We start from the raw sequence: 22,077 nt of genomic DNA, 5'->3' as shown, positions 1-22,077 counted from the left end.
TTATATAATTTCAATCTTTTTTAAAACTTTTTCTTAACTATCTCATAACAGCTGATTTACAATCTCAACTTTTTTGAATAACTGTAAGAAATTATTTCATTCCTGCTGTTTTTCATTTATACTACCACAAATGATATTGATTTTTCATCTGTATATTCTATTTATTATAGTCTATATTATATAATAGATCGGCATCGAAGATGTATTAATTCTCTTTACATTTAAGTAGTAATAGCGTTTGATACTATTTGATTCCCTTTTTAAGCCTTGAAAGAGACGGATCTTCTTCCGCTTTAATCCTATTGATTACAATTTGTGCTATTACTTTTGCTCCTTCCAAAGAAAGATGTGTATCATCGGCTTTGTCTTTATCATAATACGGATTCTCTCCTGCTTTAAAATGAAGATGTAGTTTTTTTGATTTTTCCGGACCATAAGACTGTTCTAACAATTCTGTATAGTATTCTAAATCTATAAAAGGTACTTTATATTCTTGTGCGGTTAAACGTGCTTCAAGCGGATAATCGCCATGAGTAGGAACTAAAACTCCTTTTTCATTAAAATTACGTCTGACAATAGATGTAAGCAAAACCGGAATGGCTCCTTTTTCACGACTTTCTTTTACAAACCGAATCAAATTATACCTATATGTAGTATGTGGATTGGTATAACGGGTTGAGTCTTCTATTTTTTCATCGTTATGTCCAAATTCTATAAATACGTAATCTCCTTTTTTCAGTTTTTTATAAATAGAGTCCCAGCGCTTTTCATTTATAAAGCTTTTGGTGCTTCTGCCATTTACAGCTTTGTTTACTACTATAATATCATCATTAAAGAAAGACTGCAATACTTGAGCCCATCCGTGTTCTGGATTTCGATCCGGATCTTTCTTATTGGCCATTGTAGAATCACCTATAGTATATAAGGTTGTTTTTTGTGCAAAACAGGTTGTGGAGATTAATAATATTAAGCAGATAAGTTTTTTCATTTTATTCTTTTATTTAATGTTTTGAAACCACCGTTGGCACAGTTGCTCTTTTACCTATAAAAACATCAGTCATTATTACATTTTCTGCATTTTCATTTGACAAGGCATTTTTTGCTTCTTTTATATCTATATTATTTAAGGATATGTTTCTGATTTTTTTATCGGGGAATCCCTGAATGACAATTCCTGATTCTGATGCTTTATTACACGTAATATTTGAAAAATGGATATTTGAAATATCAGACTGATAACCTTCACCTTCTCCATGATAATTGGCCGTTATATAAAGACAATCTTCGACTTCATCTAATTGTAAATTTTGAACAAACACATTTTTGATGTAACCTCCTCTGTCTGCATTGGTCTTTAAATAAATTCCTCTTTTTAAATAGCCGGCGGTTTTACAGTTTTCAACAAACACATTCTGTACTCCTGCTGACATTTCACTGCCAATTACAACTCCATGCAGTCCTTTAAAGTTACAGTTTCTAATTACGATATTCTCGCTTGGCGATGCTGTATTAGCTCTTCCTTCATGATCTCGCCCAGCTTTTATAGCCACATTGTCGTCGCCATTGTCAAAAGTCACATTTTCGATTAAAACATCTTTTGCATATTCAGGATCAATTCCGTCATTATTATAGTTTAATGATTTATAGCTAATGCCTCGAACGGTAATATTCTGTGATTTTAAAAGATGCAGACACCAGAATGGCGAGTTTTCAATTCTAACATTTTCTACTAATATATTTTTGCAATGTAAAAACTGGATCATCTGCGGACGCAAAAAGTAACCTTCTCCAAACTTTCTGTCGCTTACAGGAACATTACTATGATTCATTTCCCTGCTCAGGTTTTTGCCTGGTCCTTCTTTAGCTTTAAAACTTTTCCATATTTTTCCTCCCTCGCCGTCAATTATTCCTTCTCCTGTTATAGCGATATTGGTGCAATCAACTGCATAAATCAACGGACTATAGTTATAGAGCATTGTACCTTCCCAGCTTGTCAACACTAAAGGATAATCCTGAGGGTTGTCGCTGAATTTTATCTTGGCTCCTTTTTCTATTTTCAGATTTACATTGCTTACAAAATGGATAGGCCCATTTATTTTATAAATTCCTTTTGGTACTATAATAGTTCCTCCGCCTTTCTTTTTACATAAAGCCATTGCTTTATCAAAAACAGCTTTGTTATTTGTAATAGAATCTCCTTTTGCTCCTAATTTTAAAACATTAACCTGATAAGCAGAAAATACAGGAGGCTGAATTCTGCTTATTATTGAATCGGCTTTTGCCCTTGGAAATTCATTTTGCTGAGCAAATGAAACAAAGGAAATTAATAGTAGAAGTAGATATTTCATTTTTTTAGGTTCAAAGGTTCTGAGATGCTAAGGTTCTAAGGTTTTAGGTACAGATATTCTAAGATATTAAGTTTTTAAGTCTAATTCAGATACTTAGTAACTTAGCATCTTAGAACCTAAGCACCTTAATTAGAATACCAATTTGTCACTGTATCTTTTAAGATATTTTCTATTGAATATTTATCGGCTTCCTTTTTGGTAAGCTGATGTGACCATGTTACTCTTTTCTTTGGCTGAAATCCTTCTCCGCTGTTATTGTATTCGGCATAAAAGGTGTTTTTTTCTGCATTTGGTTTTGACCAGTTTTCCCAGCCTTCAGGTTTAATTTGTTTACCTAATTCGCAGTTTATAAAAGCTGTTTTAGCATAAATGCGCCATGGTCTTCCTAGATAAACTGCATTTGCTGCAGGTTCAGCGGTTAGTTTACAGTTCTTAAAAACAAAACCAAAATCTACTCCTTCAGGAGTTGAAGCTGCTGTAACATATGAACTTTTAATACTGTGAATAACACAATTTTCAAATAAGGCTGTAGCACCTCCAAAGATAAAGTCGGTTGTGCCTTCTATATAGCAGTCTTTAAAGTACTGTTTTGCATTTTTTCCTGATAAGTATAAGGTATCCTGATTTCCTAAAATAGTACAGTTGGAAATTTTAGCGCGAGTTCCGGTAACAGATAAGGCTATTGCTTGTCCTTTATCGCCCGAAGCATTTTTGATAGTTAAGTTAGATGCTGAAAAATCATCTCCTTCTACTAAAAGCGTTGATGTATAAAAAGTACTGTTTCGTCCTAAATTGATTTTTGAAAAATTATCATCAAAAGTAATGATGGTATTCTCTTTGCTTTCGCCTTTTAAAATCACATTATTATTCCATTCCGGAATTCGGACTTTTTCATTGTAAACTCCGTTTTTTACATAAATTGTGATTTTCTCATAAGGAAATGCCGGACAGGCATACACTGCATCTTGTATTTTGGTAAAATCTCCTGATCCATCCTGAGCAACTGTAATTAGACTAACATTTTTCTTTTCAGAAGCTGAAACTTTTGTACCATTTTTAACTGCCCAGTCTGGAAATTTCTTTAAGACTTCTTTTGGCGCGTCTGTATACCATGAATAACCGTTTCGTCTTTCGGCACCAATTTGATCTATTGACTTCTTTTTAATACCGTCACGATCACAGAAAAAAGGTTCGTTTGTTTCTAAATCCATAAATCGAGCCCAAATTGGTCCCGCATTTACAGCAGGAATCATTTTTTTGTCTACAACTTTTCCTGCGTCGTTTAAAACTCTTTTTTCTTCTAAATTAGTAATTTTAGTTTTTTCGAACCATTCAACAGCATTTTTTACGGCGATAACTATTTCTCGTGAAGGTTTTTCAACAGCCATTAACAGCAAAACAATTTTTGTTGATTCGTAACCGCTTAAGGATGCCAGTTCAAAAGCTCTTGCATTTGCAGGGGCAAAAGTAAATTCATCATGCTGCGCGCACCACGCTGTTAAAACACCATTTTGTTTGTATTGTGTTTTTAAAATACAGTCAATTCCTTTGTCAAAAGCTTTTTTACTTTTTTCAACAATATCTTTTGAAGGTTTTATACTGTAGTAATCGGTTTCGTCTGCAACAGCTTTCATCACATTCATTATATTGATCATCGAATCATCATTATAAGTAATGTGTGTATAATATCCTTTTTTTAATGGATAAAACTGAGGCCAGCCTCCATTTGCATATTGTGCTTCGAGCAAATAATTTAATCCTTTTAAAAATGATTCTTTGTATCGCTCGTCTTTTACCTGCGCATACATTTTAGACATAAAGAGCATTTCCTGAGTAGTTGCTCCGTTGTCTGTTGTGGTTTCTTTTGTGGTCTTTTTAATTTCAAGCAGATCCTTTTTTTGTACAGGAGTCAGCTCATTCTGCATTTGAATGTTTTTTGGCCATCCGCCAATATCTCTTTGATAAAGCAGTACATTTTCGGCAATGTTTTTAGCTTCATCACTGTCAAACCATGATGCATCACTTTTACGAATTATATCCGACCAGTTTTTATATGTATTCTGTGCCTGGATGCTAAAACTCAAAGCAATACTAAAAAGTAATATGATTTTTTTTAACTGAATCATTTTAAAATTTTATTTCGTTACCCTAAACCAATCAACAGCCACATTTCCTGAATCGTTTGTTACTTTTTCGCTTAAAGCAAAAAGTCCCATTTTAGCACCAATCCATTTTCCTTCGGTTGAAGTAAAATCATTTCCAATAGGCTGATAGTTTTTATCGTCTAAGCTGTAAAAGAAACTGCAGATACCGCCTTTTTTAACTTTCACTTTCAAATAAATTGTATTGTTGGAAATCAAAACCGGTTTTGTTTCGGTTTCAGAAACCGTTTTATTAAAAGTTCCCGTTTTTTGATTTAGATATAATTTACCGTTATCGTTTTTAAAACACAAATAACTATAATCCAATCCCATTATAATTAGTCCTGTCGATTCTCCGTTAAGCCTTGTATTAAAAGTTAATTTAGCTGTCGCCGAAAATTCTTCTGCAGGGAATTTCTGCAATAATAAATTTGGAGCTTCAAAAATTCGCTTGCTGTCTTTAATAGTTGTCATGCAAAACAAATTCAAATAGCCCATACTTGTAGGGAAACCCCAGTTTATTTGAGAATTTGCCTGCCACTGCCATTGCAATCCTAATTTTGGCTCATTAAATTCATCTGATGCAGCCGGATTTTCAATTGGATATTTTTTGCCAACATTTGGTTTTTTATAAGTTGTAACTGGTTCACCTATTCCATTTTTATCAAAATCCTGTCCCATAACCGGCCAGTCTTTTTCCCATTTCATAGGCTGTAAATGCACAATTCTTCCGTAAGCACCTTTATCCTGAAAGTGAATAAACCAATCTTCTCCAGTTTGTGTCTGTACCCACGCCCCTTGGTGCGGGCCGTTTATTTTGGTTGATCCTTGTTCTAAAACTTTTTTCTTTTCATAAGGACCAAAAACATTCTTCGATCTTAAAATCGTCTGCCAGCCTGTAGGCACTCCTCCTGCCGGAGCAAAAATATAATAGTAATTGTTTCTTTTGTAGAATTTCGGGCCTTCGATTGTGCCTTCGCCGTCATGTCCGTCAATTACCATAACTTCATCGTTATTCGCAATTGTTCCTTCGGCATTCATACTGCATACTACAATTAAACTTTTAATCTGTGCACGGCTTCCTGCAAATGCATGTACTAAATAGGCTTTTCCGTCATCATCCCAAAGCGGACTCGGATCTATAAGTCCTTTTCCTGCTTTTACTAAAAGAGGTTCTGACCATGGACCTTCGGCCTTTTTTGATTTTATCATGTAAATTCCAAAATCGGGATCTGGATAGTAGATATAAAATTCATTGTTATGATAGGTTATGCAAGGTGCCCAAACGCCATTTCCGTGCTGCACTTTATCATAAGTATCAAACGGAGGCTGTTTTGGCAGTGCATAACTTAGAATTTTCCAATTTACCAAATCTTTAGAATGCAGGATCGGCAGTCCGGGAATACAGTTAAAAGAAGATGCTGTCATATAAAAATCATCTCCAACCCTTACAACATCTGGATCTGAATAATCGGCATGAATAATAGGATTTGTGTAAGTTCCGTCTCCATTATCCGGTGTCCAGGCTTGTGCCGTATTTTTTTGAAAAGAAAAAACGAAAAGGAGAAGAATAACGATTTTTATATTTTTCATTTTTAAACTATTATTTTATTTAACCCGACAGTCCTAAAACCTGTCGGGTTTGTGTAATTAAGACGTCTGGAATTAGTTTGAGAACTTACTCTGCCATCCTTCGACTTTGCTCAGGAAGACAATAAAAGCCCACAATCCAGAATTAATAATTCATAATTAACAATTATAAACTATCTATTCAATTCTAAAGCTGCCAAAATAAAAGGACCAGTTGCTTTAGGGTCGTTATCTTTTTTTCTTTCGTTTACATAATATTCATAAGAACCATCACGATATGGAGTTCCTCCTAAACCTGCAACCTGACAGCAGTTTGTTAAAGTAATCCCGCCATCTTCGTCAACTTTTTTAATTAAAACTGTTGTTAATCCGTCAAACGCTTTATTAGCCAGTTTTTTATATTTTGATGGTAAATATCCTTTGTTTGCTCCTTTTGCAAAAGCATACGCAAACATAGCAGATCCTGAAGCTTCTAAGTAATTTCCTTTTTCTGCTCCTTTGTCTGTAACCTGATACCACAATCCAGATTTATCCTGATATTTTGCCAAAGCTGCAGATGCGTTGTTTAAGTATTTTATCAGCTCTGGTCTTTTTGGGTGATCTTTTGGGAAATAATCTAAAACATCTACTAATGCCATTACATACCATCCTAAAGCTCTAGACCAGAAATTTGGAGAATTTCCTGTTTCTTTATTTGCCCACGGCATTGCTTTGCTTTCATCCCATCCGTGGTATAATAAACCTGTTTTTGGATCTGTAGCATGTAACTGAATTAATTCAAATTGTTTTGCGATATCATCAAAACTTTTTCCGTTTTCAAATGTCGCAGTATATTCTGCATAGAATGGTTCTCCCATATACAAACCGTCTAACCACATTTGGTTTGGATAGATTTGTTTGTGCCAGAAACCGCCGCTCGCAGTACGAGGCTGTTCTGTTAACTGCTGGCGAACCAGCTGCATTGCTTTTAAATATTTATCCTGTTTAGTTTCGGCATAAATAGCAAAAAGCAGACGCCCCGGAACTACTAAATCAATATTGTATTTATCTAGTTCATAGGTTTTAATCGTTCCGTCTTCCTGCACTAATTCATCTACATAACCTCTTATGTATGCTTTGTAACGCGGATCTGGATTTTTCTTGTTTAATTCTTCAATTGAATGCAGGACCAAAGCATGAACATAATCCCATTTTGGCTTTTTGGCATCATCAAGCATATAGCTTTCTGGATGACGTTTCATTAAAGTTAAAGCCATTTTATCTGACCATTTCATGTCTTTCGAAATAACGATTTCTTTTTTTGCCGTTTCTTGTGAAGTTACTTTACAGCCTGTAAAAGCCATTACGCAAACTAATAAAACCGACATAAAACTGTGTTTCCTACTATTTTTCATTTCAAAATATATTTAAATTCTACTATTTTTCTACTTCTAATGCGGCCAGAATAAAAGGCCCTAATCCGTGTGAGTTGTCTATTTTAATTTTCTCCTTAATATAATATTCAAAAGAACCGTCTCGATATGGATTTCCTCCTAGACCTGCACTGGCACAAACCTGTGTAATATGAATTTCGCCGTCTGCATCAACTTTTATTAGTTTTTCAGTTATTGCTTTAAAACCTTTTTGAGCTAATTTTTTATACTTTGCCGGTAAATATCCTTTGTTTACTCCTTTCGCGAAAGCGTAAACAAACATTTCAGATCCCGAAGCTTCAAGGTAATTTCCTTCTTTATTTCCCGCATCTGTAACCTGATACCATAATCCTGATTTGTCCTGATATTTTGCCACAGCTTTTGAAATATCATTTAGATACTGAATGAGTTCTTTTCTTTTTGGATGTTCTTTTGGCATGTAATCCAAAACATCAACCAAAGCCATCATATACCAGCCAATAGAACGCGACCAGAAATTGGGTGAAACTCCCGTTTCTTTATTCGCCCAAGGCATCTGTTTGCTCTCATCCCAGGCATGAAAAAGCAGTCCGTTTTTTTTATCGAGCGTATGCAGATGTATTTGTTCGAATTGTTTGGTAACATCATCTAAATCTTTTCCATTATCAAATTCTACTGTGTAGCGTACATAGAAAGGCGTACCCATATACAAACCGTCAAGCCACATTTGATACGGATATATTTTTTTATGCCAAAATCCTCCTGAATTTGTTCTTGGATGTGTTTCTAATTGTTTGCGCAATGTCTGCATTGCTGTTAGGTAACGATTGTCGTTTGTTCTTTTATAAAGATCAAACAAAAACTTACCCGGATTTACATAATCGATATTATAATCTTCGAGTTTGTAATTCATAATTTCTCCTGAAGGATTAATTACTGTTTCTCCGTATACTTTGATGTAATCTGCATAAACAGGATTATTTGTTTTTTGATACAGTTTTTCAAAAGAAGTCATCAAAAGACCCAATTTATAATCCCATTTTGGTTTTTCGTTATTGTCGACCTGCCAGGCCTGCGGAGCACGTTTGATAACAGAAAGTGCCATTCTCTCTGACCATTTTAAATCTTTTGAAATGGTATTTGAGGATTGTGCCAAAAGTGCATTCAATGAAAACAGCATCATACTTATAAGCATGATTTGGGCAAAACTAAAATGGCTTTTCTTTATCATCTTAAATCAATTTTACTTGTTTAATTCTACTGCACTCAGCAAAAATGCTGCTAATGCCGGCGAACTGTTGTCTTTTGTTTTGCTTTTAACATAATATTCGTTTGTACCATCACGGAATGGTTTTCCGCCTAAGCCTACGTTTGATGAAACATTTGAAATTGTAATTTCATTATTTTCATTTGTTTTGACAAATTCTTTTACAAATGCATCAAAAGATTTTTGCGCTGTTTTTTTATACGAAGCGTTTAAATATCCTTTATCTGCTCCTTTTGCCAAGGCATAAATAATCATTCCTGAACCTGACGATTCTAAATAATTTCCCTGCAATTCCGGTTTATCAGCAACCTGATACCATAATCCTGACGGACTTTGTGCCTGAACTGCGTTTTTTGCTATTTCATTCAAATAACTTACCAATTCTTTTTGTTTTGGATGATTTTTAGGATAATAATCCAGCATTTCGACCAAGGCCATCATATACCAGCCAATTCCTCTGCTCCAGATTGTTGGTGATGTTCCTGTTTCTGGGTTTGCCCATCCAATTTCTTTACTTTCATCCCAAGCCTGATAAGGCAGTCCTGTTTTTTTATCTACTATATAAGTATGAACCAATTCAAACTGTTTTGCAATATCATCTAAACTTTTACCATTTTCATACTTAACAGTATACTGCGTATAAAAAGGTTCTGCCATATACAAACCGTCAATCCACATTTGATTAGGATAAATCTGCTTGTGCCAGAATCCGCCGCTTAGTGTTCTGGGCTGGCTTTCAATCTGCGTTTTTAATTGTTTGATAACCGTTAAATAGCGATTGTCCTTGGTTACGTCATATAAATTAAACAACAGTTTTCCCGGATTTACATAATCTATGTTGTATTCTTTAATATCATATTTGGCAATATTTCCATTGGCATCAATTAGTTCATCTGCATATTCTTTTATGTAATTGAGATACTTTTTGTCTTTCGTTTTTAAATACAATTTTTCAAAAGCAGACAAAGTCAAGCTCATTTTATAATCCCATTTTGGTTTCTCAGTTCCATCGATCTGCCAGGCTTTTGGATATTTGTTCAGTATTGTTGCAGCTGTTTTTTCTGACCATTTTGCTTTTGCCGAAACAGCAATTCTATTTTGAATTTCATTATTCTGACCTACAGCAAAAATGCTGTAAAACAGGAAAAACGCAAAAACTGTTTTTTTATAGTTCATTCTTATATTTTGTTTTGCCACAGATTAAAAGTTTTTTTGATTAATCGTGACTTGTGTGTTGCAATTTAAATATCTTGTTTAAAAAATGGGTTGTAAAATCAACAGTCTGGTCAAACCAGGGCTGAAAAAACCAAAATGAGTGAGGCGAATTTTCGATTGTATGAACCTCACTGTAAATTTTATATTGATCCAGAATTTTTATCATGTCGTCTCTTCCTGCATGAAACCTCGGAATACTGCTGTTTATAAACAATATTGGAGGTGTATTTTTATCAGCATGGCTTAAAGCAGATGCATTCTTCCAGTTTTCTTCTTTTTCTTCATAAGAACCTCCAAGCCAAAACGATGCCATTTCTCCTTCTGATGATTCGGGATGCCTGAATGCTAACACGCCGTCTACATTAATAATAGCATTTACTTTTGATGATGATTTACTTTTATTTAACGGATCATCAAAAGCCGAAATTCCATTTGTTGTACCAATCAAAGCTGCCATCTGACCTCCCGAAGAACAGCCTAAAACCGCAATTTTGTCTGGATCTACTTTGAATTTCTTTGCATTATCTTTTATAAAACGAATCGCATTCTTGACATCATATACACCGTATGGATATTTTGCTTCGAGCGACAACCTGTATTCTATTGTAAAACAAGAATAGCCTTTTGAAGCAATTTCATGTGCCAAAAGATTCATCTGGTTTTTATTTCCTGAACGCCATCCGCCGCCATGAATCATGATAACTGCCGGATTTTGTTTTTGTTTATTATTTACAAAAGCATCCAAATGCAGTATTCTGTCTTTTGATGTAAAATAAACCACATCGTTAATCTGGTTTACATTTTCATTTTTGGCAATTTCCGGTATTGTTATTTCCGGGTATTTCTTTATCAATTTATTATAAGTGCTTTTTACGGTGTACGACGTATCGACACTGTAAGTACGCTGTGCATTTACTGCACAGGAAAAGCATAACAAAATGAATACAATTTTTCGCATTAAAATCAATTTACTTTTTAGTTAAGAAAGGAGTCCGGCACTTTGGCCAAACTCCTTTTTAACTTCTTCAAAAAAACAAATGTTCTCAAAAAACTAACAAATTACTAATAACCAGGATTTTGAGGAAAATCTTTATTTTGGTTTAAATCCAATGCCGACTGAGGTATTGGTCTTAAAATTTTAAGCTGACCGTCTACACCAACAAAATTTGCTGCTTTAATTTTATAATTATATGCAGAAGCTCTTGCTACTAAAGTTCCGGTGCGTTTTAAGTCAAACCATCTTTTATATTCTCCTAATAATTCTCTTCCTCTTTCATCTAAAATATAATCGATGTTGAATTGCCCGATTGTTGCATTGGCAACTCCTGCTCTTCTTCTTACTTCGTTTAAACGATCTAAACCTGTTGAAGGCACACCTGCTTTTAAATAGGCTTCGGCAGCAATTAAATAGGTTTCTCCTAATCTCGAAACAATAATATCTCTCGTACTTACAGGACCTGTGCTAGAAGGTGTAGTAGGATCCGGATCATCAAATTTCTTAACCGGAATAGTATAACAGTCTAAGTTTTTGATTAATGTATGTGCTGCAGAATACTCTCCCCATGGGTGATAAACAAACGTAGCCGATAATCTTGATGCATTTGCTGTCATCCAAGCCGTTTTATCTGCTGGTGTAAACCATTTTGGCTCGTAAAAGTGTCTAACTTTTAGTGAAGCAGGATTTGAACTTCTGTAATAAGGATAGTATAAAATTGTTTTTGTTACACCATTTGTTGTTTCAGGACCTTCTACAATTTCTGTCATAAAAGTAGCATTCCATCTTGCATCACCTTTTTCATATAAACCTAAAGCATAATCTGTAGGGCATAAATTATAGCTTCTTAACGGAGCTCCAGTTTCTGCTCCTCCTAAATACGAACTGAAATAATAAAATTGGTTGTTTCCTAATTTTGTTGGGTCTGTACTTGTAGAAGCTTTATCATATTGAACAGAAAAAATAGTTTCAGCATTTAAATCGTTTCCTGGTTTAAACAACTGATCGAAAGCAATTGCAAGAGTTTGTCCTCCAATTGCTGCATCGGCATAAGCTGCTGCTTTTGAAAAATCATCGGCTTTACCATAAGATTCATATCCTCTGGTTAAATACACTTTTGCTAATAAATCATTAACCGCTCTTTTGTTTACTCTTCCGGTTGTACTATATGATGTAGTTCCAACATTTGCCAAAGCAAAATCTAAATCAGATATTATTTGTGTATAGACTTCTTCAGCAGAATTTCTTGTAAAAGATAATACTGGAGTTGTAACATGTTCGTTAACAATTGGAACTCCGCCATATGTCTGCACTAACAAAAAGTAAGCTTGTGCTCTTAAGAATCTAGCTTCACCCAATAATGTATTTAAATTGGCTGTCTGCTCTGTTACAGATGAATAATAAACTGCTTTATTTACTGATTGAATTAACTGATAACAAGGACGGTATAAATCTGCTACGTTATCTGAAGTAGGAATTAAAAGCGCGTACTGGCTCAAACCTGCTGGTTCCGGAGTTCTTCCTTCTGCATACATATCTGTTCCTGATTCAAACAACCACGGATTTCCTCCATAAATGCTTTTAAGCCAGGCATAGTTTGTATTGATTAATAACTGAAATCCAGATGCGGTTTTATAGGTTGCATCGGCAGGAACATTTGATAAACTTTCCTCCTCAATATAATTGCTGCAAGAACTTAAGCTTGTAACAATCATTCCTAACATTATTATTATTTTTTTCATTTGATATCTTTATTAAAATTTAACACTTACTCCCAATTGCGTTGTTATTGATGCCGGACGATTTACTCCAAAAGATGAAGCTGCCCATTCCGGATCGTATCCATCAAAATTTGTAAACACAAATGGGTCTAACACATTTACATATATTCTTAAATTATTAATTTTTAGTTTTTTCAATAATTCAGAATCCAGTGTGTATCCTAAAGATATATTTTTAATTTTCACGTAAGAAACGTCTCTGTAGTAAGCAAATAATGAAGTCCAGTAAGCTCCTGCTCCTGTAGCTACAGGTCCTGGTCTTGGATTTGTATTGTTGGCATTAGCTTCGATTCCTGCTCCATTTGTTGGAATAAAATAATCCATAGCTAATTTTTGGCGTCCTCTGTCGCTTACGTCTGCAAAGTTTTGGTGAAAAGTACTTAATACTGTCTGCCCTTGGCTGGTAAGAACTGAGAAATTGAAATCAAAGTTTCCAACAGTCAGTTTAGAGTACAAACTTCCCTGCCATTCCGGATTTGGGTTACCAATTACCGTTCTGTCATCTGTATTAAATTTACCGTCTCCATTAAGGTCTTTTGGTTTTGCCTGACCCGGAAGCATGTTATAAGTTGCTGCTTCTGCTGCCTGGCTTTCCTGCCAAACGCCATCATAAACGTAGTTGTAGTTAGGATTTAAAGGAGATCCTAAAATTAATTTATTACCAATATCACTTACCTGATCCTGGTTGTAAATTGACTCTAATTTGTTTACGTTTTTAGTAAAAGTAAATGTAGTTTCCCAGTTTACTTTTTCGCTTTTAATGTTTTTTGTTGTTAACAAAATTTCAACCCCTTTGTTGCTTACAGAACCCACATTGGCAAATGTATTTTTGTATCCTGTTTCAAGAGGTAATTCTTGTTTGTAAATTAACTTATCTGATAATCTGTCGTAAACGTCAACACTACCAGAAATTCTATTTCTTAAGAATCCGAAATCAAGACCAAAGTTAAGCTCTCTTGTTTTTTCCCAAGTTAAAGCCTGATTCGCTAAATTCTCAGTCTGCCATCCCGAAACTACATTAGCTCCGTTAGCATAAAAAGTCTGTTGATTTAATAATGCCTGAGAAGTATAAGGTGCTACGTTATCATTTCCTGTATACCCTAAACTCGCACGAAGTTTTAAATCTGAAATTACTGAGCTGCTGGCAAGGAAAGATTCTTTGCTGATTTTCCATCCTAAAGCTACAGAAGGGAAACTCTGCCATTTATTGCCTTCAGATAAAACAGAAGAACCATCCCATCTTGTAGAAGCTGTTAATAGATATTTGTCTCTAAAGCTGTAATTTACACGAACCGCATAAGAGCTTAATGTATTTTTTTGATATCCTGAATTGATATTATAACTAGTCTGCACTCCAGATCCCATATTATTTGATCCAACATCAAAAGGCTGATTGTTAGAATACATATAAGATGTTTTATCTGTATTTGAATACAAACTCTGTAGTAATAAAACGCTGAAATCATGCACTTCATTAAAAGTATGCTTCAAATCAATTTGATTATCCCATGTATAATTGAAATTGTTGAAGTTTTTAATTGAAGCAGAATTTTTTCCGTTTAATGTTACTCCGGCATTAGTTTGTGCTTTATATGCCGTGCTTGTTTCTGTATTTTCGATTCCTCCGGCAAATGTTGTTTTAAACGAAAGCCATTTTAAAGGCTGATACTGGAAGAAAACGTTTCCAACTGTCTGCCAAGTTTTTTCTGTTTGAGAAGAATTTGCAATTTCCATTAACGGGTTTACCGTTGATGTTTTGTTAATTGCCCAAGAACCATCAGGATATGTTAGTTTACCAGGCAAAAAGAACAAAGTTCCCACCTGCTCATTTCCTTGTGCATCAACTGCCCATGGCGACATAAGCGGGCTAAGTCTGAAGGCATCCTGCATAGCCAGATCTGAACCTAATTCTGTATCCAGACGAGCAATTGTAATATTTGCTCCGGTAGTAAATTTGTCGTTTATTTTATGATTTAATCCTAATTTAAAAGAATATTTATCTGTTGAATCGTTATCGATAAGTCCTTCATCACTTTGAATACCAAATCCTAAGTTATAACTTAAACCAGAATCTGAACGTCCTGTAACATTTAAGTAATTATTTTGTGTCATACCCGGTTTAAGTACCGCATCTGCCCAGTCAAAATTGTAACCACTATTCGCTCTTGAAACTAATAGCGGACTTTGATTTCCTGCTAAAGCAGCTAATTGAGCCGGAGTTTGTGTTGCTGGCGTAGCACTCATATAGGCTACCTGATGGAATTTCCACCATTCTTCTCCATTCATCATTTTTGGCATTCTTGCCGCTGTTTTTGTACCGTAAGAAGAATCAAAAGTTACATTGATTCCCGGTTTTACATTAGCACCGCTTTTTGTAGTTACAATAATAACACCGCTGGCACCACGAGAACCATAAATTGCAGCAGATGAAGCATCTTTTAAAACGTCCATTCTGGAAATATCCTGTGGATTCAAAAAGTCGATATTATCAACAGGAACACCATCCACTACATATAAAGGAGATGATCCTACTAATGAGTTATTTCCTCTAATTACAACTTTAAATCCGTCACCAGAACGTCCTGATGAAGATGAAATCTGAACCCCAGGCGTGCTTCCCTGAATTGCCTCAAGTGCGCTTGTTGTATTTCTTTCTGTAATTGTTGCAGCACTAATTGTACTTACAGATCCTGTAAGGTCTGTTTTCTTAACAGAACCGTATCCTACAACCACTACTTCGTTTAATGAATTGGATTGTTCTGCAAGGCTTACGTTTACTTTAGTTTTTCCGGCAACGCTTACTTCCTGCGTTTGAAAGCCTAAATAGCTGATAATTAAAACAGCTTTGTTACTGGTTACATTTATTTTAAAACTTCCTTCAAAATCTGTCGAAGTTCCATTTTTAGTACCTTTTTCCTGGATATTTACACCCGGCAGTGATAGTCCGGCAGCATCAGTAATTTTACCTTCTATTGTGGTAGATTGAGCGCTCACTGTATGGCTCACCAGAAAATTCAGGAAAAATAAAAATACAAGATTGTATTTTATTTTTTTCTTTAATGATTTTTGAATGTTCATAATTTTGTTAAGTGGTTTTTTGGTTAATAGTCATTAGTATTTAGTTTATTCTACTTTTTTTTCATTGATGTAGGTATTTATAAAATTGATATTTTTTACATTCTTTAATAAATAGATCGAGTCTACTTTTTGGATTTTTACGTTTTTCAGCGTGATATTTTCTACAGGAGATTCTTTATAACCTTCGGCCCAGATACTGTATTTTCCGCCATTTTTTACGTTTACATTTTCAAGATTGATGTTTCTTATTACTGGTATAAAGTTTCCGGTTTGTGACCCGTAAACGTTATAAAACATATTCAGTTTTAATACACATTCTTTAACTGTTCCTACTTCAAGGTTTCTAACAAAAACATTTTCGATAATACCGCCTCGTCTTGAATTAGTTTTAATTCTTATGGCACGATCCAGATTTGGACTGTCCATTACACAATTTTCTACAAACACATTGTTTACTCCGGCAGATATTTCACTTCCAATAACAACACCGCCGTGCCCGTCGATCATTTTACAATTTTGTACTATTATATTTTTACTCGGAATGGCTACTCTTCTTCCATCAGCATCACGTCCGGCTTTAATGGCAATACAGTCGTCACCGGTATTGAATGTGCAGTTTTTAATTACAATGTTTTGTGAATACTCAGGGTCACAGCCGTCATTATTTGGTCCGTGGCTGTTTACCGTAACACCGTCAATAATCATATTGTTGGTTTTTATGGGATGTAAAATCCAAAAAGGAGAATTGATAACCGTAATATCTTTTACCAAAACCGTATTACATTCAAAAAACTCAATAAAATTTGGGCGCAGGTATCTTCCTTCTCCAAAAATTCTCTGCTCAACCGGAATGCCTTTTTCTGCCATATCAACCAAAACTTCACGATTTGTCGGGTCGTTTTGAGACGGAATTCCTTTTTTCCAGCCATACATTTTTGCACCAGACCAGATCCACCAATTAGTACTATCAGCCTGACCATTTAAAACTCCTTTTCCTGTTATGGCAACATTGGTTTTGTTTTTAGCATAAATAAGCGGTGAATAATTCATTAATTCAGTTCCTTCCCATGAAGTATGAACGATTGGATAATCTTTTGGATTTAAACTGAACAAAATTTCAGCTTTATCTTCTAAATGAAGGTTTACATTGTTTTCTAAATGGATGGCTCCGGTTAAGTATTTTCCGTTTGGAACCAAAACTTTTCCACCCCCATTTTCAGTACAAGTCTGAATAGCCTTTTCAAATGCCGCAGTGTTCAAAGTTTTACCGTCTGCAACAGCTCCAAAATCATTAATATTATAGGTTTTATCCTGAAAATTTGTTTTTGGGAGGTTTTTTATTGTTAATTCCATAGTTTTCCACGGATCAGTTTCAGCTTCAGGAGTAATTTTTTTTGAGCACGATATAGTCAAAATGACTGTTATACTTAAAAAAACAACTGATTTGAGCGCTATAACCTTATTTTTAATCATTTGTGTGGAATTTCTAGTTTAACGAGGTGAAAAGATCAATAATTATGTAATCGATTACACGAAAATAGAAAATATGTTTCAACGAACCAAATTTATTTAGAAATAAATTGTATTTTTAATTTTTATTAAGAATTATAATTACATTTAATGCAAAAATTATTATAATTTATTATCATTGTAGAATATAAAACGTTGTAGTAATTCGTTATGGTAATCGATAACATTAAACAACAGATTATATAAAAAAAATGTATTTTTGTCGTAGAATTTAACTTGTAAACCCCTTTTTAATGAGCGAAAAAGTAACCATTTATGATATTGCCGAAAAACTAAATATCACTGCAGCTACTGTTTCCAGAGCGTTGAATAACAACCCGAAAATAAAAGAAAGCACTCGTGAGTTGGTTATTAAAACTGCTGCCTCAATGAACTACAAGCAAAACAAACTTGCTTTAGCATTAAAAAGCGGCCGAAGTAATAATATTGGAGTGATTGTACCACGTATTGACAGCAACTTTTTTGCTTCTGTTATTCGTGGTATTGAAGAAGAATTACAGCCTCACGGTTATCAGGTAATTATCTGTCAGACTCATGAAAGCAAACAGAGAGAAAATGAAAATCTATATACTTTAATTGATGCTCAGGTTGACGGCATTCTGATGTCAGTTACTGATGTAACCAGCGAAAATGATGACGCTTTCAACAATGTGTTACAAAAGAATGTACCACTAATCTTTTTTGACAGGAGCAAACATATTGACGGCGTAAGCTCTGTAACTATTAACGATTTTAGAGGCGGTTATTTAACCACTAAACATTTAATTAACGAAGGATGCCGTTACATTGCCCATTTTTCCGGAGATCAGTCTTTGGAAATCTTTAAAAACAGGTTTTTAGGCTACAAACAAGCCCTTTTAGATCACGGAATTGAATTTAAAGAAGAATATGTAATACCGGTAAAAAGTATGGTTGACGCCGGAAAAGAAGCTGTCGATAAACTGCTGCAATTAGAAACTCCTCCTGATGCAATATTCTCATCGAGTGATTTTGCAGCTTTAGGAGCAATTCAGGAATTAAAAGAAAGAAATATTAGCATTCCGAATGAGTTTTGTGTGGCTGGTTTTAGTAATGAACCTTTTACCAAATTCATGGAATTATCGATTACATCTGTAGATCAGTCGCCGCTTGAAATGGGAAAAATGGCCGCACGTGTTTTCTTAGAACAAGTCGATAAAACAGATACTATTAAAATAGAAAAAAAGGTAGTTCTGGCACCTGAATTACACATTCGTAAATCATCTTCGAGAACAAACTTTTAAAATATATTTTACCTTCATAAATTATAAGCTCATTTAACGATGAGCTTATTTTTTTTTAACCATAAACAATAATAAACCATCCCTATGGAGCTTTTATCATGATGGCTCTGCTATAAATATTCAGCTCCTCTGGAGCTATCCTCTAAACATAAAAAAAGACGCACAATAGTGCGTCTTATATAAACTTTTGCTGCTTTGTGTCTCTGTACCTTCGTACCTAAAAACCTAAAGCGAAACTCCTCTTTTCCAAGGAATAAAGTCGTTTTGATTTAAAAGTGCCGCTTTGGTTTTAATTGTTCCGCTGGCAACATCTATAATAAACTCTAACATTTCATCTGCCATTTCATCGATAGATTTTTCACCAGTAATAATACCTCCAGTGTCAATATCGATAATATCTGACATTTTGTTTGCTAATTGAGTATTTGATGAAATTTTTACAACCGGAGCAATTGGGTTTCCTGTTGGTGTTCCTAAACCTGTTGTAAACAATACCATATTAGCACCAGAACCTACCATTGCAGTTGTACACTCAACATCATTTCCTGGCGTACAAAGCAAAGTTAAACCTGGTTTAGTGATATATTCACCGTAATCGAATACTCCGGTAATAGGTGAAGTTCCACCTTTTTTAGCAGCTCCTGCAGATTTCATTGCATCTGTAATTAAACCGTCTTTAATGTTCCCCGGAGAAGGATTCATATCAAATCCTGAACCAGCATCAACAACAGTTTTTTCATACCACTGCATTAAGTCTAAGAAACGTTTTCCGCTCTCGTCTTCAACACAACGGTTTACTAATTCCTGCTCAACACCGCATAATTCAGGAAACTCAGAAAGAATTGTAGTACCGCCTAAAGCAGCCAATAAATCTGAAGTTACTCCTAAAGTAGGGTTTGCAGAAATTCCAGAGAATCCGTCAGATCCACCGCACTCTAAACCAATTCTTAGTTTAGATAATGGAGCTGGTTCTCTTTTTATTTCGTTTGCTTTTTTAATCGCTTCGAAAGTATCTTTAACAACACTGCTTAACATCGTTTCGATAGTTCCAATTGACTGCTGATCGTAGATTAAAACAGGTTTTTTACTGTTTGGATTGATCGCGTCTAGAGCATCTTTAAAAATAGAAATTTGAAGATTCTGGCATCCTAAACTCAAAACTGTCGCTCCCGCAACGTTTGGATTGTTTACATAACCAGCTAATAATTTAGCCAGACTATGAGAATCCTGACGAATTCCGCCGCAGCCGCCTTGGTGTGTAATGAATTTTACCTGAATATTGTTGAATAAATTAGCATCATTTGAAGCTTCCTGATTTCCTGCTCCTCCTGTTTCTGATTTTACCAAAGAACGTAACAATAACTGATAATCGTTTTCTTTTGGCTTCATCAATTCTTTCTCAAAAATATCTTTTAAGATTTCGATGTTTCTGTTTTCACAAAATACTAACGGGAAGAATAACCAAACATTTTCAGTTCCAACTTGTCCGTCTTCTCTGTGATAACCCTGCCACGTTCTGTCTTTCCATTTATCAATATTTGGAGCATTCCAGCCAATAGTTTCTGTTTTACCAGTAACTTTATCGCTTTCGTGTTTTACATTTGCAGTAGAAAGCAATCCTCCTCTTTCGATTCTTGCACTTGCTTTACCTACTAAAACTCCGTACATAATGATTCTGTCCCCTACATTAAAAGGAACCATTGCAATCTTATGTTTCATTTTTACATCAGACTCAACTGTAACTGATTCTCCTTCGAAATCAATTACTTCGCCTGCTGTAAGATCCACCAAAGCAACCGCAACATTGTCGGTTGGGTGAACTTTTATCAATTTTTTCTGCGCTGCCATAATTAACCCTTGTCTTTTTGTTTTTTTATCTTTTTTTATTTGATTCTTTCCTGAAACTTAGCAAAACCAGCTTCAATACCATTAGCATCAATTTCTTCTAAAGCAATTGTAATTGCTCTTGTTAATCCTGATATTTCAGTTAAATCTTCATCCCAGAAATTTTTGTTCTGCAAAGTAAGTCTTGCAATTTTCTCATAATCATCTGATTTCCACAAACCATCAAAGAAAGTTACAATATCTTCACTATCATTTACCGGTAAACTTTGTCCGTTCCAAGTTCCTTTGTAGAAACGAATTAAAGCTGCAAAAGCAAATGTTAAATGAACTGGAAGTTTACCGTGAATATCTACATATCCTGTTAAACTTGGTAATACACGAACTTTAAATTTAGAGATTGAATTTAAAGCGATTGATGATAATAAGTGCTTCACAAATGGATTTCTGAAACGGTCTAAAATTTCTTCAGAGAAACCAGCCAATTCTGCTTTATCCATGTTTAAAGTTTCGTTGATTTCTTCAAACAATGCTTTATTGATAAAACCACCAGTAAATTCATTATCAACTGTTTCTTTTACAGTTTCATTTCCGTATAGTAAAGAGAATGGCACCATTGCTGTGTGCGCTCCGTTAAGGATTCTAACTTTACGGGTTCTGTACGGCTGCATGTCAGAAATGATTTTTACATCTAAATCTGTTTTGTCAAACGGAAGTTTTGCTTTCAGTTTGTCATCACCTTCAATTACCCATAAAAAGAAAGTTTCTGCACTTACAATTAAATCATCTTTATATGTAAGCTGAGCATTATATTCTTCAATCTGATCTTTTGGATAACCTGGAACGATTCTGTCTACCAATGTGTTATGCCAAGAACAGCTGTTTGTTAACCAAGATTCAAATTCTGCACCTAATTTCCAGTCTGCACTGTATTTAAAAACGATCTCTTTTAAAGTATCTGCATTATAATTAATTAATTCGCAAGGAATGATTGTTAATCCTTTATCTGCTGCTCCATTAAAATGCTTAAATCTTTCGTTTAAAAGCACTGTTAATTTTGCAGGAAAAGATACAGGAGGTGTCATTGTTGGAAGATCAGAAGCAATATATTCAATACCCGCTTCAGTAGTATTTGAGATAATAAAAGCCAGCTCTTCTTCTTTAGCTAAAGACAAATACTCCTGAAAAGAAGCATAAGGATCTACTGCTTTTACAATATTGGTAATCAATTCTTTTTCCTGAATTTCTTCGCCTTTTTTTACACCTTTCATGAATAAAGTGTATAATCCGTCCTGTGCATTGATCATATTCACAAGCCCTTTATCAATAGGCTGTACAACTGCAATACCAGCATTAAAATCTGCTTTTTGGTTTAATTTCTGAATAGCATACTCAACAAAAGCTCTTAAGAAATTACCTTCTCCAAATTGTACAATTTTAATTGGAAGCCTGTTTGAAAACTCTGAATTTGATCTGTTAATTTTTTCCATTTTAATTCTCTCTTTAAAAGTGTTATAAATAATCACTTAAACCTTATTCATTCCTTTAAAACATTGTAAATGAAACATTACACCTGATTTTAAAATAAACCCTGCTGTGAGGAGTGACAGGAATTATTTTGCAAGCGTAATGCTCAAT

14 protein-coding genes are annotated in these 22,077 nt (G+C 34.5%); 1 reads left to right on the top strand and 13 read right to left on the bottom strand.

Features of this window, described 5'->3' with window-relative positions; genetic code table 11:
- Positions 1-244: 244 nt before the first annotated feature.
- The 11 genes from ACTJIW_RS23185 to ACTJIW_RS23135 all read right to left on the bottom strand — a co-directional run bounded on the left by ACTJIW_RS23185 (position 245) and on the right by ACTJIW_RS23135 (position 17,278).
- Positions 245-988 carry a rhamnogalacturonan acetylesterase gene (locus ACTJIW_RS23185; RefSeq protein WP_440715685.1) on the bottom strand — a complete coding sequence of 248 codons (744 nt, stop codon included), beginning with the start codon at positions 986-988 and terminating at the stop codon, positions 245-247.
- Between the two features lie 13 nt (positions 989-1,001).
- The gene (locus ACTJIW_RS23180) at positions 1,002-2,348 is read right to left on the bottom strand and encodes a glycoside hydrolase family 28 protein (protein WP_440715686.1); all 1,347 of its coding nucleotides are present in this window, start codon (positions 2,346-2,348) and stop codon (positions 1,002-1,004) included.
- Between the two features lie 125 nt (positions 2,349-2,473).
- Positions 2,474-4,474 carry a pectate lyase gene (gene pelA / locus ACTJIW_RS23175; protein WP_440715687.1) on the bottom strand — a complete coding sequence of 667 codons (2,001 nt, stop codon included), beginning with the start codon at positions 4,472-4,474 and terminating at the stop codon, positions 2,474-2,476.
- Between the two features lie 9 nt (positions 4,475-4,483).
- Positions 4,484-6,082, bottom strand: coding sequence for a glycoside hydrolase family 43 protein (locus tag ACTJIW_RS23170; RefSeq protein ID WP_440715688.1), 1,599 nt, complete (start codon positions 6,080-6,082; stop codon positions 4,484-4,486).
- Between the two features lie 170 nt (positions 6,083-6,252).
- On the bottom strand, positions 6,253-7,473 hold the full coding sequence (locus tag ACTJIW_RS23165; RefSeq protein ID WP_440715689.1) for a glycoside hydrolase family 88/105 protein: 1,221 nt from the start codon (positions 7,471-7,473) through the stop codon (positions 6,253-6,255).
- Positions 7,474-7,495: 22 nt separating this feature from the next.
- Positions 7,496-8,701, bottom strand: a complete 1,206-nt coding sequence (locus ACTJIW_RS23160; RefSeq protein ID WP_440715690.1) for a glycoside hydrolase family 88/105 protein — start codon at positions 8,699-8,701, stop codon at positions 7,496-7,498.
- Positions 8,702-8,713: 12 nt separating this feature from the next.
- Positions 8,714-9,913, bottom strand: a complete 1,200-nt coding sequence (locus tag ACTJIW_RS23155) for a glycoside hydrolase family 88/105 protein (RefSeq protein ID WP_440715691.1) — start codon at positions 9,911-9,913, stop codon at positions 8,714-8,716.
- A 40-nt stretch (positions 9,914-9,953) separates the two neighbouring features.
- Positions 9,954-10,910 carry an alpha/beta hydrolase gene (locus ACTJIW_RS23150; RefSeq protein WP_121360731.1) on the bottom strand — a complete coding sequence of 319 codons (957 nt, stop codon included), beginning with the start codon at positions 10,908-10,910 and terminating at the stop codon, positions 9,954-9,956.
- A 104-nt stretch (positions 10,911-11,014) separates the two neighbouring features.
- Positions 11,015-12,688 (bottom strand): RagB/SusD family nutrient uptake outer membrane protein, encoded by a 1,674-nt coding sequence (locus tag ACTJIW_RS23145; protein WP_274250576.1) that lies wholly within the window; start codon positions 12,686-12,688, stop codon positions 11,015-11,017.
- A gap of 12 nt (positions 12,689-12,700) precedes the next feature.
- On the bottom strand, positions 12,701-15,805 hold the full coding sequence (locus ACTJIW_RS23140) for a SusC/RagA family TonB-linked outer membrane protein (RefSeq protein WP_433812445.1): 3,105 nt from the start codon (positions 15,803-15,805) through the stop codon (positions 12,701-12,703).
- 45 nt (positions 15,806-15,850) lie between these two features.
- Positions 15,851-17,278, bottom strand: a complete 1,428-nt coding sequence (locus ACTJIW_RS23135) for a glycoside hydrolase family 28 protein (RefSeq protein WP_440715692.1) — start codon at positions 17,276-17,278, stop codon at positions 15,851-15,853.
- Between the two features lie 290 nt (positions 17,279-17,568).
- Between ACTJIW_RS23135 and ACTJIW_RS23130 the strand changes: the two genes are divergently transcribed.
- Positions 17,569-18,597, top strand: coding sequence for a LacI family DNA-binding transcriptional regulator (locus ACTJIW_RS23130; RefSeq protein WP_012026231.1), 1,029 nt, complete (start codon positions 17,569-17,571; stop codon positions 18,595-18,597).
- A 225-nt stretch (positions 18,598-18,822) separates the two neighbouring features.
- On the opposite strand, the gene ACTJIW_RS23125 is transcribed toward ACTJIW_RS23130, so the two are convergent.
- On the bottom strand, positions 18,823-20,445 hold the full coding sequence (locus ACTJIW_RS23125) for a UxaA family hydrolase (protein WP_012026232.1): 1,623 nt from the start codon (positions 20,443-20,445) through the stop codon (positions 18,823-18,825).
- A 35-nt stretch (positions 20,446-20,480) separates the two neighbouring features.
- Positions 20,481-21,929, bottom strand: a complete 1,449-nt coding sequence (locus ACTJIW_RS23120; protein WP_440715693.1) for a tagaturonate reductase — start codon at positions 21,927-21,929, stop codon at positions 20,481-20,483.
- Positions 21,930-22,077 lie beyond the last annotated feature (148 nt).

The sequence above is a fragment of the Flavobacterium sp. 22659 genome, assembly GCF_052044235.1.
Lineage (GTDB): Bacteria > Bacteroidota > Bacteroidia > Flavobacteriales > Flavobacteriaceae > Flavobacterium > Flavobacterium johnsoniae.
This window is presented reverse-complemented; position numbering and strand designations above follow the sequence as displayed.

What these genes read in the sequence shown, in the direction of transcription:
- ACTJIW_RS23140 (WP_433812445.1), bottom strand. Translation starts at nt 15,805, where the DNA reads ATGAACATTCAAAAATCATTAAAGAAAAAAATAAAATACAATCTTGTA.
- ACTJIW_RS23170 (WP_440715688.1), bottom strand. Translation starts at nt 6,082, where the DNA reads ATGAAAAATATAAAAATCGTTATTCTTCTCCTTTTCGTTTTTTCTTTT.
- ACTJIW_RS23135 (WP_440715692.1), bottom strand. Translation starts at nt 17,278, where the DNA reads ATGATTAAAAATAAGGTTATAGCGCTCAAATCAGTTGTTTTTTTAAGT.
- ACTJIW_RS23185 (WP_440715685.1), bottom strand. Translation starts at nt 988, where the DNA reads ATGAAAAAACTTATCTGCTTAATATTATTAATCTCCACAACCTGTTTT.
- ACTJIW_RS23125 (WP_012026232.1), bottom strand. Translation starts at nt 20,445, where the DNA reads ATGGCAGCGCAGAAAAAATTGATAAAAGTTCACCCAACCGACAATGTT.
- ACTJIW_RS23165 (WP_440715689.1), bottom strand. Translation starts at nt 7,473, where the DNA reads ATGAAAAATAGTAGGAAACACAGTTTTATGTCGGTTTTATTAGTTTGC.
- ACTJIW_RS23145 (WP_274250576.1), bottom strand. Translation starts at nt 12,688, where the DNA reads ATGAAAAAAATAATAATAATGTTAGGAATGATTGTTACAAGCTTAAGT.
- ACTJIW_RS23130 (WP_012026231.1), top strand. Translation starts at nt 17,569, where the DNA reads ATGAGCGAAAAAGTAACCATTTATGATATTGCCGAAAAACTAAATATC.
- ACTJIW_RS23120 (WP_440715693.1), bottom strand. Translation starts at nt 21,929, where the DNA reads ATGGAAAAAATTAACAGATCAAATTCAGAGTTTTCAAACAGGCTTCCA.
- ACTJIW_RS23150 (WP_121360731.1), bottom strand. Translation starts at nt 10,910, where the DNA reads ATGCGAAAAATTGTATTCATTTTGTTATGCTTTTCCTGTGCAGTAAAT.
- ACTJIW_RS23160 (WP_440715690.1), bottom strand. Translation starts at nt 8,701, where the DNA reads ATGATAAAGAAAAGCCATTTTAGTTTTGCCCAAATCATGCTTATAAGT.
- ACTJIW_RS23180 (WP_440715686.1), bottom strand. Translation starts at nt 2,348, where the DNA reads ATGAAATATCTACTTCTACTATTAATTTCCTTTGTTTCATTTGCTCAG.
- ACTJIW_RS23155 (WP_440715691.1), bottom strand. Translation starts at nt 9,913, where the DNA reads ATGAACTATAAAAAAACAGTTTTTGCGTTTTTCCTGTTTTACAGCATT.
- pelA (WP_440715687.1), bottom strand. Translation starts at nt 4,474, where the DNA reads ATGATTCAGTTAAAAAAAATCATATTACTTTTTAGTATTGCTTTGAGT.